Raw genomic sequence first — 13,940 nt, forward strand, 5'->3', positions numbered from 1 at the left:
AGGTGCGGGGGGATATTCTTTTGTCGAAAGAAGGGCTTGCCCTACTCTCCGCCACCACCTGCGACGGTGGCACTGGCGCTCAGTTGCGAGGGGGGCACGGCGCTGGCCACATACTCGCGGTAAATGATCTGCGCATATTTGCCATCCAGCAACATCGGGTGGCCGTGCACAAAGCCGCTGACCTCGGTCACGGTGCGGCGATTGCGGCGCTCGCGGCCTTGGGTCACGATCAGGGGCTGCGTTTCACCAAAGGAAACAACGGCTTCCAATCGGCTGGGGCTGATTCCCAAGGTCGAGAGATAGCGCACCACAGCCTGCGCGCGGCGCAGCCCGAGGGCGCGGTTATAGGTCTGCGAGCCGACCAAATCGGTGTGGCCATAGACGCGGAAGCGCATCTCGGGGAATTGGCGAATCCACCCGGCCTGCTGGCGCAGGATCGCCTGCGCATTGGCGTCCAACCGGTCGGAGTTAAAGGCGAAAGTCACGGTAGAGCGGACTTCGCTGGCAAAGCGATTCGCCAGATCAAAGGTTACACGCTTTTCGCCTGTCATGACCTGCCGGTTGTGCAGCGTGGCATTACCGAACTGGCCCGTGTCCACGATCGACCCTGCCTCGCGGTAGAACTGTGTATAGACCGGATCATTGCTGGGAGAGCAGGCGGTGAGCCCGGCGAGGGCCGCGGTGCCAGCGATCAACGTGATATGTCTGTGTGTCATCGGATCAATCCAGTACATAACCGTAGGAGCCGCGGAAGTCCTGTTTGGCGACCTCGCCCGCAGCACCCCGGCTCGGGGTGCGCGTGCCGTCCGCCGTGCGCCCGTGCAGGAACAGGTCTTTTTCAGAGGGTGGCTTGATGCGGTCCGTGGGCAGGGCCAGCGCTTCGCCGCGGGTCGGGGTGACCAGATGGGCGGTGACGATGATGACCAGTTCTGTCTGGCTGCGCTGGTAATCCGCCGAACGGAACAGCGCGCCCAGCACCGGCACATCGCCGATCCACGGCAGTTGCCGCGTGCTGTCGGTGAAATCGTCGGTCAGAAGGCCCGCGATGGCAAAGCTTTCACCGTCGCGCATCTCGACCGTGGTCGATGTTTCGCGGCGGGTGAAGGCGGAAATCTCGATGCCGTTGCCCAAAGCGATGCTGTTGCTGGCATCAATGGCGGACACGGCGGCGTTCATTTCAAGGTTGATGATATCCTTGTCCACGACGCGCGGGATAAAGGCGAGCTCTACGCCGAAGGGTTTGAACTCCACGGCGATGGTGTCACCGGTCTGGGCCACGGGGACGGGGTATTCACCCCCGGCGAGGAACTTGGCCTCTTGCCCCGAAAGCGCCACGAGGTTCGGCTCGGCCAAGAACCGCACGACGCCTTTTTCTTCCAGTGCTTCCAACAGGATGCCCACTTGGGTCGAGCCTGCGTTGAAGCCGAAAAGCACCGCGCCTGCGTTTTGGTTCGACCCAGGGATCGAGCCGCCAAGCGAGGTTGCGACCCCGCCCGAAGTATTCGTACTGCCGGTGCCCGCACTGAAATCGGACCCGCCATTGATGGCCAGCGAAGAGCCGAGCGATTTCGACACGTTGCGCTGCATCTCTGCAAAGCGGACCTTCATCATGACCTGCTGAATGCCGCCGACGCTCATCAGATTGCTGACCCGCTCGGGCGCATAGCGTTCGGCCAGATCAAGCGCGCGTTGTAGCCGCTGCGTCGACGAAACGATGCCCGACAGCACGATGCCGTCATTGGCGGTGCGCACTTCGATCTTCTCACCCGGTAGGATTTGGCGCAGACGTTCTTTGAATTCAGACACATCCGCTGCGACGCGGACATCGACATTGGTAATCAACTGCCCCCCGGCGTCTAGCAGCGTTAGCGTGGTCAGACCCGGAGATTTGCCCAGCACATAGATCGTGCGGTCAGACAAAGATGAGATATCCGCGATGCCGGGGTTGGCAATGCTAAGCTCCGCGAATGGGATGTCGCTTTCCACCACCACAGCGCGGTTCATCGGAACGTCGAGGCTGGAATTGGTGCCGCGTTTTACGACGCGCAGCGTGTCGGCGCCAGCTGAACTGGGCAGGGTCAATGCCATCGGCATCGCGCCCAGTGTCAGCCCCAGCAGGGCCGCTTTTAGAAATCTATCGATTTTCATGTGACCTGCCTTTTTGATCACGCCTCGGGATGGGTCTTTTCGCCCTCGTTTGGCAGCACTCTGCGGCAATTCAAATTTTATTGCAAGAATCAAGCTCTTCGGGGGTGCTGTGCATGTGGGCTATTCGCAACATAACAGAAAAATGGATAAGACGCCGCAGGGGGACTGCGGCGTCTTTTTTAGCTTAGCAAGAGGTTGTTATCGGATCAATTTGTGCAGGGGATCGGCAGTTCGACCACTTCGGCCCCGCGGCGGGTGCGGATCGTGCAGACCTTTTCTTTGGCGACCTCTGCGATGGTTTCCTGCGCTTCGATGCCCAGAAGCGAGCGTTGGTCGACTTCGATGGCCTCGGCCACGGTGTCGTCATTCGTACCGACGAGAGCAAGGGACAGACGGCCAGTTGATTGCGCTTGGGCAAGGGCGGCGACCTGTTGAGGGTTCACGGCCACGGTCACGGTCTTGGCGATTGAGGCTTCGCCCATCACCAGCGCATCTGCGCTTTGGTCGATGGCGATCAGCTGCACAGCCGATTCGATCAGTTTGGTTACATCGCCGTTGCTGGATTGGTTGCCCACGTTCACGCGGCCTGTCCAATAGACATCCACCCGGTCGCCGGGACGCAGGAAGCCCGACACGCCGCTGGAAACGTCGACTTTAAGAGCAAAGGCGCGCATGCCGCGTGCCAGACGCGAGGTCAGACCGGAATCTTCGCCCGGTTCGGTCACCTTCACAGCCATGATCGCTTCATCTTTCTCGATGTTGCGCAGCACGATGCGTTGTTCTTTGGTGTTTTCCGGAAACAGCACGGTTTCCTCAAAGAATGTGCCCTCGGGGATGGCATTCTCGGGCCATTTCACGGCGCGCACATCTTCGCGGGTGAGGGGCTGACCGTATTTCAGGGGCTTGTCGGCCACCCAAACGGTTTTGGTTGGCACCACTTGCGCCAGCGCAGCTTGGGCCTGCGCGTTCGCGGTTTGATACTGTGAAATCCGGTCTTTCGCCAGATAAACGGCCCCGCCGGCAAGCGCTATGCCCACCAAAAGAACCAATCCGAATACGGCTCGCATGTCGTCACCTCTTTGCTATGGAAGCGAGTCTTGGCCCGCTTTGATCACCTCGGCAGAATAGCCGCCGAATATGGCGAGATTTGGTCGCCACGGCGGCGATGCGATGAAGCTTGCCGTGGTGCGTTTTTACGGCGCCGTTGTCTTAAGCGGTCAGCTGGACCCGGATGTATTCGACAAGCCCGTCAAGGCTGTCGGAGAATAGGCCCAGCACCAAGATCGCTAGGCCCGCCAGTCCGGCGGTCAGGACAACCCAATCAACGCTGACGGCGCCGTTTTGGTCACAGAAGAATTTCTTGAAATGGCTGCGCATGCGTATCTCCGCTTGCTGAGCGACACCGTTAGGTATGCAAAAGGACCGCTTCCCAGGTTGGGAAGCGGTCCCAATTGTTCGTAGAGCCGACCAGCTCTGATCTGCTTAGTTCGCCGCTGGTGTGCGATCGGCAGTGGTTTCAAAAGTCGTAATGTCTTGAGCAATATTGCCCGCCATTGTGCCTGTGCTGTCGCCAATTGCGTTGAACGCGACGATAGCCAGACCAACGATTGCAGCGGTCAGAACGACCCAGTCAACTGTCACGGCACCGTCTTCGTCTTTGCGGAAGTTTTTGATAAAGTTCATCATGTCATGTCCCTCCAAGGATCACTGAGTAAAAGGTTTTAACCTCGCCGTCCGGTTTGCCTCGTTCTCTCATTGAGGCTGTCCGACTTGGTATGACCCTATATAGCCGTCAGATTGGGGCGCGAATTTGGCAGCAACTGCGCCTTTTTCAGACCGTTCTCATTTTTCTTGCAGAAACTTATTAACCCTCTGTTTAGTCTAGGTTTATTTGTTATACCGCAGCTTCCTGCTGCGCTTTCCCGTCGTCTGAGAGGGTAATTGCGGCGAAATCGCCATGATCCCCGCCTCAAACGCTGGCCCGATTCCACGATTCGTGAGATATTGCCGAACAAAGGCGCGTCAGACGCAAGGTAGAGCAGGCATGTATCGTATATTGGCATTCTCGCTGGTCACGGCCCTTATGGCCCCCGCCGTTGTGGCAGAGGGCCCGAAACCCTTTCCTGAGTTTTCCGCCAAACGGGTCGGCCCGCCCAAGACGGGGGCCAAACGCATCACAGTGCAAATCGACCCAGCCGCACGCGCAGCTGCCGCGGCAAAGGTCGACACGGGCCCCGCCGTGGCCGCCACGCCAAGCGGCGCGATTGCGCCTTTGAATGCGGGGCAGTTCGAATGGTTCTGGGATAAGGTCTCTCCCGCAGCAGACCGCGGCGGGGCGGGGCGGTTGGCGCCTGCGATGGCGGCGCTTTCAACGGGCAAGGTGCCCGCGCCGCGCCTGCAGCACCTGCAAGATATCGCGCGCAGCAATGGGGTGGACATCCTGCGCGCCACGGTCGGCACGAATGTCTCTCCGGCACTGGTGTTGGCGGTGATCAGCGTGGAATCGGCGGGCCGTACCGATGCGGTAAGCCGGGCCGGGGCGGCTGGACTGATGCAATTGATGCCCGATACCGCTGCCCGCTTTGGCGTGGGCGACAGTATGGTCGCGGCCGAGAATATCTCAGGCGGGGTCAAATACCTTAATTGGCTGATGGGGGAGTTCGACCGCGATCCGATTCTCGTACTGGCGGGCTATAATGCGGGGGAGGGGTCGGTGCGCAAACATGCGGGCGTGCCGCCTTTTGCTGAGACGCGCGACTACGTGCCCAAGGTGCTGGCCGCTTTTCAAGTCGCGCAGGGGCTTTGCCTGACACCGCCGGAACTGATCAGCGATGGCTGCGTCTTTGCCGCGATGAACTGATCGCGAAAGCTGTGCCCCCGGCGGATGCCGCCGAGGGGGGCCGCCGGGGCGGTTGTTAAACGACGGTCGCTTGGGTCGCGGCGCGCAGCTCGTCCTCGGTCACGCCATCGGCGCATTCAACGATCTTCAGACCGCCTTCGACCACGTCGAGCACGCCAAGGTTCGTGATGATCCGGTCAACCACGCCCTTGCCGGTCAGCGGCAGGGTGCATTCCTTTAGCACCTTTGACTCGCCCGCTTTGTTCTGGTGGTCCATCACCACGATGACCCGTTTGACGCCGGCGACAAGGTCCATCGCGCCGCCCATGCCTTTGACTAGTTTGCCGGGGATCATCCAGTTCGCCAGATCGCCGTTCTCGGCCACTTCCATGGCACCGAGGATCGCCGCCGCGATCTTGCCGCCGCGGATCATGCCAAAGGACATGGCGCTGTCGAAATAGGCGGTGCGGCTGAGCTCGGTGATGGTCTGTTTCCCAGCGTTGATAAGGTCGGGGTCTTCTTCGCCCTCAAAAGGGAAAGGGCCCATGCCCAGCATGCCATTTTCCGACTGCAGGGTGATGTCCTTGTCGCCAACGTAGTTCGCCACCAGCGTCGGAATCCCGATGCCGAGGTTCACATACATGCCGTCTTCGAGTTCCTCTGCGGCCCGCGCCGCCATCTGATCTCTATCCCAAGGCATTATGCTTCCTCCCGCTTGCGTGTCGTGACCTTTTCGATGCGCTTTTCGTGATCGCCTTGGATGATGCGATGCACGTAGATGCCCGGCAGGTGGATTTTATCGGGGTCGAGGCTGCCACGCGGGACGATCTCTTCGACCTCGACGATGCAGACCTTACCGCACATCGCGGCAGGCGGGTTGAAGTTGCGCGCGGTCTTGCGGAAGACAAGGTTGCCGGTGTCGTCGGCTTTCCACGCTTTCACGATCGACAGATCGGCAAAGATGCCCTCTTCGAGGATGTAATCCTCACCCCGGAATTGTTTGACCTCTTTGCCCTCGGCGATCTGGGTGCCGACGCCGGTCTTGGTATAGAAACCCGGGATGCCCGCACCGCCCGCGCGCATGCGTTCGGCCAAAGTGCCTTGGGGATTGAACTCCAACTCCAACTCACCGGAGAGGTACTGGCGCATGAACTCGGCGTTCTCGCCCACGTAGGAGGAGATCATCTTTTTCACCTGCCGCGATTGCAGCAGAATGCCGATGCCGAAATCATCGACGCCCGCGTTGTTCGACGCAAAGGTGAGGTCTTTGGCCCCGTTTTCCTTTATCGCCTGCAGCAGCAATTCCGGAATGCCACAAAGGCCAAAGCCCCCCGCGGCGATCAGCATGCCATCCGACAGAACGCCTTCCAGCGCTTCGGCGGCGGATCCATAGATTTTGTTCACGGGCGACCTCCCTCTGGTTTCGTTGCGCCATATGTGACCCTGCGTCGTCGCAGTGTCAATTACGTGGTGCTACGCAGCGAGGCCGCCCAGAAGGGTCAGATGATACGCACTTGCGTGCCGACGGGGCACATGCCGAAAAGCTCTTCGATCTTCTCGTTATAGAGACCGATGCAGCCGTCCGAGGAGCGGCGTCCGATCTTGCGCGTGTCATGGGTGCCGTGGATGATATAGGCAGGCCAGCTGAGATACATCGCATGGGTGCCAAGCGGGTTATCGGGGCCGGGCGGCATGTATTTATAGTGCGGGAAGCGTTCCATCATCGACGCGGTGGGGGTCCAATCGGGGCCCTCTTTCTTGCGCACGATCTCGGTGTAGCCGCGTTTGGTCAGCTCTTCGGTGGCGGGCACGGAGGTCGGGTAGACCTTGTAGGTCTGGTCGTCGGCGCTCCAATAATGCAGGGCGCGGCTGATGGTGTCGGCCACGATCGCGCCTTTGCCAAGACTGTCAAAGTGGTCCTGCCAACGCTGCGTGGCAAAGCTCGACGCATTGCGCGAAACAGGGGCTTCGTTGGAAAACTCGCGGGCCGCTTGGCCAAACTCCTGCGCGCGCAGGATCTGCGGGGTCATCAGCGCCGCACCGCTCGCGGCGATCACGCCACGTCGGGTGAATTTAATGCCTGACATCTATCTGCCTTTCATATTGGTCTTGCCGGCTCCCTGATCGGAAAATCGAAGGGAGATGGCAAATCACATATTCATGATGTTGGATGTAAACGCCGCCCACAGGCGGAACCGCGCCGATCCCCGGCGCGGCCGCTGTGGTCTGGCGGCGTAATTACGCGCTGTCGGCCTTTTTCGCCGCCGGCTTCTTCGCGGCGGGTTTCTTGGCCGGAGCCTTTTTGGCGGGCGCTTTCTTGGCTGCCGCCTTCTTTGCCGCGGGTTTTTTGGCCGCGGCTTTCTTCGCCGGTGCCTTCTTGGTCGCCGCCTTGCGTTTGGCGGGGGACTTGGCGAGCTTCTCTTCGATCAACTCGACCGCGCGTTCCATGGTCAGGTCTGCCGGTTCGATCTCTTTCGGGATCGTCGCGTTGACCTTTTCCCACTTCACGTAAGGCCCGTATTTGCCTTCCATGACATTGACCGCGCCGCCCATATCCGGGTGATCGCCCATCTCGCGGATCGGTTTTGCGGCCTTGCCACGGCCACCACGGCTGGCAACCTTCTCGGCCAAAAGCTGCACCGCGCGGTTCATGCCCACGGTCCAAACCTCATCGATGCCCTCAAGGTTGGCATTGGTGCCGCCCCGGTCCGAGGTGCTTTCGGCGTGTTTGATGTAAGGCCCGTAGCGGCCGATATTGGCCCAGACCATCACGCCGTCCTCGGGGTGGGGGCCGATTTCACGCGGGAGCGACAGCAGCATCACGCCCTGTTCCAGCGTCAAATCCTCGGGCACCCAATCCTTGGGGATCGACTGGCGCGGCGGTTTTTTGTTTTCCTCGGTCACCGGCCCGCGCTGGACGTAAGGCCCGAAACGGCCCTTGAAAACGCGGATTTCGTCGCCCTGATCCTCACCCAAAAGCTTGCCATCAGGCGGAATGGCCGAGGCTTCGGCCTCCGGATCGGGCGGGCCAAAGGGGCGGGTGTAACGGCATTCGGGGTAGTTCGAACAGCCGATAAAGGCCCCGCCCGAGCGCGCTGTGCGCATCGACAGGCGGCCAATCTCGCAATTGGGGCAAAGCCGGGGGTCGCCACCGTCTTCGGTCGGCGGGAAAAGATGGGGCTCGAGCACCTCATTGATCTTCTCCAAGACCTCGGTGATGCGCAATTCGGATGTTTCTGCAATCGCCGCCGAGAAATCACGCCAGAAGCGACGCAGCACTTCCTTATAGGCGGCATCGCCCGCGCTGACCTTATCAAGCTGGTCTTCGAGATCGGCGGTGAAATCATAGCCGATGTAGCGGCGGAAGTAATTTTCGAGAAATGCGGTGACCAGCCGGCCCTTATCCTCGGGGATCAGACGGTTGCCGTCCTTGCGAACATATTCGCGGTCCTGAATCGTGGTGACGATGCTGGCATAGGTCGAGGGGCGGCCGATGCCGAGCTCTTCCATGCGTTTAACCAGCGTGGCTTCGGTATAGCGCGGCGGCGGCTGGGTGAAATGCTGCTCGGGGGTGACGGCGCGTTTGTCCATCGCGTCGCCTTGGCTGATCTGTGGCAGACGCTTGTCGTCCTCATCGACCACATCATCACGGCCTTCTTCATAGACCCGCAAGAACCCGTCGAACAGCACGACCTGACCATTGGCGCGCAGGCCAACCTGACCGTCATCGCTGCCGACCTCAACCGTGGTGCGCTCCAGCCGGGCGCTTTCCATCTGGCAGGCCAGCGTGCGTTTCCAAATCAGGTCATAAAGCTTCGCCTGATCGGCATCGAGCTTCAGTGTCTTCGCGTCTTTGGTCATATCCGTGGGGCGGATACATTCGTGCGCTTCCTGAGCGTTTTTCGCTTTGTTTTTATAGATGCGCGGCTCTTTCGGCACGTAATCCGCGCCGAAACGGTCAGCGATCGCATCACGCGCCATGCTCACCGCTTCGGGCGCCATGTCGATGCCGTCGGTCCGCATGTAGGTGATGTGCCCGGCCTCATAAAGGCGCTGCGCGGTCGACATGGTCTGGCGCGCGCCCATGGAGAATTTGCGGCTGGCTTCCTGCTGCAGGGTCGAGGTCATGAAAGGGGCCGAGGGGTTGCGGCTGGCCGGTTTCGCCTCGACGTTCATCACTTTCAGCGCGCGGCTGGTGATCGCCTGCACGGCCATCTCGGCCTGCGTGGCGTCGGCCAGATCGAAGCGATCCAGCTTTTTGCCTGCAAGCGAAACAAGGCGTGTCTCAAACTCTTGGCCGCGCGGCGTAGAGAGCAGAGCTTTTACCGACCAGTATTCACGGGCGCGGAAAGCCTCGATCTCCATCTCACGCTCAACGATCAGGCGCAGGGTGACCGATTGCACACGTCCGGCGGATTTCGCGCCGGGCAGTTTGCGCCAAAGCACGGGAGAGAGGTTGAACCCCACCAGATAGTCCAGCGCGCGGCGGGCGAGATAGGCCTCGACCAGCGGCATGTCGACCTGACGCGGGTTCTGCATCGCCTCGGTCACGGCCTTTTTGGTGATCTGGTTAAAGACGACGCGGCTAACGGGCGTGTCTTTCTTGATCGACTTGCGCTTGGTCAGCGCCTCTTGCAGGTGCCAGCTGATCGCCTCGCCTTCGCGGTCGGGGTCAGTCGCGAGGATCAGTGCGTTGTCTTTGGCCAGCGCGTCGGCGATGGCTTTGACGTGTTTCTTGCTGTCGGAGGCGACTTCCCATTTCATGTCGAAATCGGCGTCGGTGTCGACCGATCCGTCCTTTGGCGGCAAGTCCCGGACGTGGCCGTAAGAGGCGAGAACGGTGTAATCGTCGCCCAGATATTTGTTGATCGTTTTGGCCTTGGCTGGGGATTCGACAACGACGACGGGCATAAATACAGGCACCTTAGATCAAAAATGAGGGCGGCTTTGCGCTGTCTCATGTGGGATGGCGGGGGTGTTTGTCAATGCGGCTGCTGCGGATGAGGGGTTTGGCGCGCAGGGGTTAGGCAGGGCGGATGGGCCGTATTGCCGCTATTGACGGGCGGCTTTCGGCGGCGCCTTGGCCGGGGCTGTGCCTCGCGGAGGCGCCACGGCGCAGCTATGGTTTGAGCGGGCCGAAATGTGCGACGCCGTCAGGCGGAACGGCTTAGCAACCCGCCCGGCTGACGCTGAATTTCCCCCTCCATCTCAAGATCAAGCAGGGCAGGGGCCACGTCACTGCTGGGCACTTGCAGATCGCGGATCAACTGATCCTCTGCGACCGGGGCGGGGCCGAGGCGGGCGAGGATCTGCGCGTGGAGCTTTGCGACGGGGCCGCGGTTTGGCGGAGGCGTTTTTGCCCGAAGTGGGGGCGGCGCGGGCTTGCGTCGGGGTAATTCGGGCCCCTGCGTGGCCAACTCCGGCAAAACCTCCAACACGTCAGCGGCGGAGCGGACCAGCACTGCGCCATCGCGGATCAGCATGTTGCAGCCCGCCGCGCGCGCGTCCATCGGGTGGCCGGGCACCGCCAGCACGTCGCGCCCCTGATCCAATGCATCGCGTGCGGTGATCAAACTGCCCGAGCGGGCCGCCGCCTCAACCACCACGGTTGCCCGGCTCAGGCCAGAGATGATGCGGTTGCGGCGTGGGAAATGCCGCGCCATCGGTTGCAGCCCCATTGGTTGCTCTGACAGGCGCAGCCCCTGCGCCGCGATCTGTTCCGCCAGTTCTGCATTTTCGCTTGGGTATATAATGTCGACCCCGCCCGCCTGCACGGCGATGGTGCCATGGGCCAGCGCGGCGGAATGGGCAGCGGCGTCGATGCCCCGCGCAAGGCCGGAGACGACGACAAACCCGGCCTCCCCAAGCTCTGCCGCGAGGGTGCGTGCCATGCGAAGCCCAAGCGAGGAGGCATTCCGCGCACCGACCAATGAAATCATAGGCCGGGTGAGGAGGGATGGGTCACCGATCACCCACAAAAAGGGCGGGGCATCGTCGAGATCATTCAATAGGTCGGGGTAGGGCGCCTGTCCATGAACCAGCAGCCGTGCCCCGGCGGTGCGGGCGGCATTGAGTTCGGCCTGAACAACCCCTTCGGGGCAAATGCGATAGTTCGAAATGCCTGCGGCCTGCGCCACTTCGGGCAAGGCGTTCAGCGCATTGATCGCAGAGCCATGTTCATCCAGCAGACGCCGGTAGGTGGAAATGCCCACCCTGCGTGAGCGCAACAGACGAAGCCGGGCAAACTGTTCATCTTCCTGGGTGGGTGGGAGTGGGGGGTGAGTGGAAGAAGGATGTAGGTCCTTGTCAGTCATCCCGAAGCTCCGTCCGTTGCAGAATCAGGTATAGGATTTAGTGCTTAACAACCTATGAATTTTCTCCAACCCATTCGATTCAACTTAGGCGTGTCGTCAGGTCGCGGCCCCGCCCACGGTCAGCCCACCGATCATCAGGGTCGGCTGGCCCACGCCCACCGGCACCCATTGGCCCTGCTTGCCGCAGTTGCCCATTCCGGGGTCCAGCGTCGGGTCATTTCCGATGGCGCGGATCTGCTGCAGCGCCGTGGCCCCGTCGCCGATCAGCGTGGCCCCTTTGACCGGCGCGCCGATCTTGCCGTTTTGCACGCGGTAGGCCTCGGTGCAGGAAAATACGAACTTGCCGTTGGTGATATCCACCTGACCGCCACCAAATCCGACGGCATAAATCCCATCTTTGAGGTCGGCCACGATGTCCTCCGGTGCCGCATCGCCGCCTAGCATATAGGTGTTGGTCATGCGCGGCATCGGGATATGCGCATAGGATTGCCGCCGTCCGTTCCCGGTCGAGGCTCCGCCCATCAGCCGCCCGTTCTGACGGTCCTGCATATAGCCCACCAGCACGCCGTCCTCAATCAACACATTGCGCGCCGAGGGGGTGCCCTCGTCATCGACCGAGATCGAGCCGCGTCGGTCGGGGATCGTGCCATCGTCCAGCACGGTCACGCCCTTTGCGGCGATCTGCTGGCCCATCAGCCCGGCAAAGGCGCTGGAGCCTTTGCGGTTGAAATCGCCCTCCAGCCCGTGGCCGATGGCTTCGTGTAGCAGGATGCCGGGCCAGCCGGGGCCAAGCACCACGTCCATCACGCCGGCGGGGGCAGGAACGGCTTCGAGGTTCACGCAGGCGATGCGCAGGGCTTCGCGGACCTTGGCCTGCCAGTCTTCGGGGGCCAACATACCATCAAGCCCAATCCGCCCGCCGCCGCCGACACCGCCGCTCTCGCGGCGACCGTCTTGCTCCACGATGACCGAGACATTGACCCGTGTCATCGGGCGCACGTCGCGCACTGAATGCCCCTCAGGGCGGAGGATCTCGACCTCCTGAATGCTGGCGGCAATCGTAGCACTCACCTGAACCACGCGGGCATCAAGGCTACGGGCATAGGCGTCGATCTCGCGCAGGGTATCGACCTTGACCGGAAAGGCATGGCCCGCGATCGGGTCTTCGTCCGTATAAAGCCGCTTGTTGCTGGCCTGCGGAGCATCCGCCCAAGTGCCGCCGCCATCGCCCACCGCCAGCCGCGCCGTTTCTGCCGCGCGGCGCAGGGCGGCTTCGCTCAGTTCGGTCGAATGGGCATAGCCTGCCACTTCGCCACGCACGGCGCGCAGGCCAAAGCCCTCGGCGGCATCGTAGCTGGCGGTTTTGAGGCGTCCGTCGTCGAACACCAGCGCCTCTGAGCGGCGGCGTTCGAGGAATAATTCCCCGTCATCGGCACCGGCCACAGCCTCGCGCAGCACGCTCAGAGCGGTTTCTCGGTCCAGATCGGCCTCGAAGGGGGTGAAATGCGCGCGGCTCATTGGGGGTATCCTTGCTTGCTGTCACAAAACTGTCTCGCGCGGCTCTATGACGCAAGCATGTGACTTTATCTTGTAGGCAGAATATGATTGTAAGCACCCAGGATTACAACGGCACCGGATCGCAGCAGCGGTTTGGGGTGCCTTATCGGCTTCTTAATGGTCACAAGATCAGGACGACATATGAAACATCTACTCCCCCTTTCCGGTCTTTTGACCAGCCTTGCCGCCCTGCCTGCATTGGCACAGGACAGCCTGCGCATTGACGGGCTTGATGTCATCGGCAGACCTGTTGACGGCGAGACAGGCTTTCAACCCGCTGTGACGCGGTTGGCGCAGGATATTCACGATCTGGATTACCTGATTCTCGTGATCATCACGCTGATCACCATTTTCGTGACCGGTCTGATCGTCTGGGTCATGATCCGCTACAACAAAAAGCGGAACCCGAACCCCTCGTCCTTCACGCACCACACCCCGATTGAGATCGCTTGGACGATCCTGCCGATTCTCGTCCTTGTGCTGATCGGTGCCTATTCGCTGCCGATCCTGTTCCGCCAGCAGGAAATCCCCGAAGCGGACATCACCATCAAGGCGATCGGCAACCAGTGGTACTGGACCTATGAATATGTCGACGAAGAGATTGCCTTTGACAGCTACATGATCGGTGCCCCGGCCACGCTGGGTGACGGCGACGAAGATGTGACCCCCTTCGTGTTGAACGACGCGATGGTCGCCAAGCTCGAAGACGAAGGCTATGCCCGCGAAGACTTCCTGCTGGCCACCGACACATCGGTGGTGATCCCCGTGGGCAAGACCATTGTCGTGCAGGTCACGGCAAGCGACGTGATCCACTCTTGGACCATTCCCGCCTTCGGCGTGAAACAGGATGGCGTGCCGGGCCGTTTGGCGGAACTGTGGTTCACCGCCGAACAGGAAGGCGTCTACTTCGGTCAGTGTTCCGAGCTTTGCGGTCAGGCCCACGCCTATATGCCGATCACCGTCAAAGTCGTCTCGGAAGAGGCCTATGCGGAATGGCTTGGCAACGCCAAGGCGGAATATGCGGGCATCGAACAGCCGCTGACCGTCGCCTCTAAGTAAGCCAGTGCCACGGGGCAGGGCGC

General features: G+C 61.2%; 13 protein-coding genes. 2 read left to right on the forward strand and 11 right to left on the reverse strand.

What is annotated here, in order from left to right:
• Positions 1–41: 41 nt before the first annotated feature.
• From T8A63_RS04045 to T8A63_RS04065, 5 genes are all read right to left on the reverse strand, one after another.
• Positions 42–716, reverse strand: a complete 675-nt coding sequence (locus T8A63_RS04045) for an OmpA family protein (protein ID WP_236627384.1) — start codon at positions 714–716, stop codon at positions 42–44.
• 4 nt (positions 717–720) lie between these two features.
• Positions 721–2,148 (reverse strand): type II and III secretion system protein family protein, encoded by a 1,428-nt coding sequence (locus T8A63_RS04050; RefSeq protein WP_067940469.1) that lies wholly within the window; start codon positions 2,146–2,148, stop codon positions 721–723.
• A gap of 206 nt (positions 2,149–2,354) precedes the next feature.
• Positions 2,355–3,215: a Flp pilus assembly protein CpaB gene (cpaB, locus tag T8A63_RS04055; protein ID WP_322345047.1), complete on the reverse strand. Its 861-nt coding sequence runs from the start codon at positions 3,213–3,215 to the stop codon at positions 2,355–2,357.
• A 142-nt stretch (positions 3,216–3,357) separates the two neighbouring features.
• Complete coding sequence (locus T8A63_RS04060) at positions 3,358–3,525, reverse strand: hypothetical protein (protein ID WP_322345048.1); 168 nt, start codon at positions 3,523–3,525, stop codon at positions 3,358–3,360.
• A 105-nt stretch (positions 3,526–3,630) separates the two neighbouring features.
• Positions 3,631–3,834 (reverse strand): Flp family type IVb pilin, encoded by a 204-nt coding sequence (locus T8A63_RS04065; RefSeq protein ID WP_067940472.1) that lies wholly within the window; start codon positions 3,832–3,834, stop codon positions 3,631–3,633.
• Positions 3,835–4,192: 358 nt separating this feature from the next.
• Between T8A63_RS04065 and T8A63_RS04070 the strand changes: the two genes are divergently transcribed.
• Positions 4,193–5,008, forward strand: coding sequence for a lytic transglycosylase domain-containing protein (locus T8A63_RS04070; protein WP_322345049.1), 816 nt, complete (start codon positions 4,193–4,195; stop codon positions 5,006–5,008).
• Positions 5,009–5,063: 55 nt separating this feature from the next.
• On the opposite strand, the gene T8A63_RS04075 is transcribed toward T8A63_RS04070, so the two are convergent.
• The 6 genes from T8A63_RS04075 to tldD form a co-directional block, all read right to left on the reverse strand.
• Complete coding sequence (locus T8A63_RS04075; RefSeq protein WP_322345050.1) at positions 5,064–5,687, reverse strand: CoA transferase subunit B; 624 nt, start codon at positions 5,685–5,687, stop codon at positions 5,064–5,066.
• Positions 5,687–6,391 carry a CoA transferase subunit A gene (locus T8A63_RS04080; RefSeq protein WP_067621994.1) on the reverse strand — a complete coding sequence of 235 codons (705 nt, stop codon included), beginning with the start codon at positions 6,389–6,391 and terminating at the stop codon, positions 5,687–5,689. Before T8A63_RS04080 ends, T8A63_RS04075 begins: the two co-directional genes overlap by 1 nt.
• A gap of 95 nt (positions 6,392–6,486) precedes the next feature.
• Positions 6,487–7,074 (reverse strand): L,D-transpeptidase, encoded by a 588-nt coding sequence (locus T8A63_RS04085; protein ID WP_322345051.1) that lies wholly within the window; start codon positions 7,072–7,074, stop codon positions 6,487–6,489.
• 151 nt (positions 7,075–7,225) lie between these two features.
• The gene (gene topA, locus T8A63_RS04090) at positions 7,226–9,898 is read right to left on the reverse strand and encodes a type I DNA topoisomerase (protein WP_322345052.1); all 2,673 of its coding nucleotides are present in this window, start codon (positions 9,896–9,898) and stop codon (positions 7,226–7,228) included.
• A 242-nt stretch (positions 9,899–10,140) separates the two neighbouring features.
• Positions 10,141–11,301 carry a DNA-processing protein DprA gene (dprA, locus tag T8A63_RS04095; RefSeq protein ID WP_322345053.1) on the reverse strand — a complete coding sequence of 387 codons (1,161 nt, stop codon included), beginning with the start codon at positions 11,299–11,301 and terminating at the stop codon, positions 10,141–10,143.
• A gap of 96 nt (positions 11,302–11,397) precedes the next feature.
• Positions 11,398–12,819, reverse strand: coding sequence for a metalloprotease TldD (gene tldD, locus T8A63_RS04100; RefSeq protein WP_322345054.1), 1,422 nt, complete (start codon positions 12,817–12,819; stop codon positions 11,398–11,400).
• A gap of 180 nt (positions 12,820–12,999) precedes the next feature.
• Between tldD and coxB the strand changes: the two genes are divergently transcribed.
• Positions 13,000–13,917 (forward strand): cytochrome c oxidase subunit II, encoded by a 918-nt coding sequence (gene coxB, locus T8A63_RS04105; RefSeq protein WP_322345055.1) that lies wholly within the window; start codon positions 13,000–13,002, stop codon positions 13,915–13,917.
• Positions 13,918–13,940 lie beyond the last annotated feature (23 nt).

Source organism: Sulfitobacter sp. OXR-159 (genome assembly GCF_034377145.1).
Taxonomy (GTDB): Bacteria; Pseudomonadota; Alphaproteobacteria; order Rhodobacterales; family Rhodobacteraceae; genus Sulfitobacter.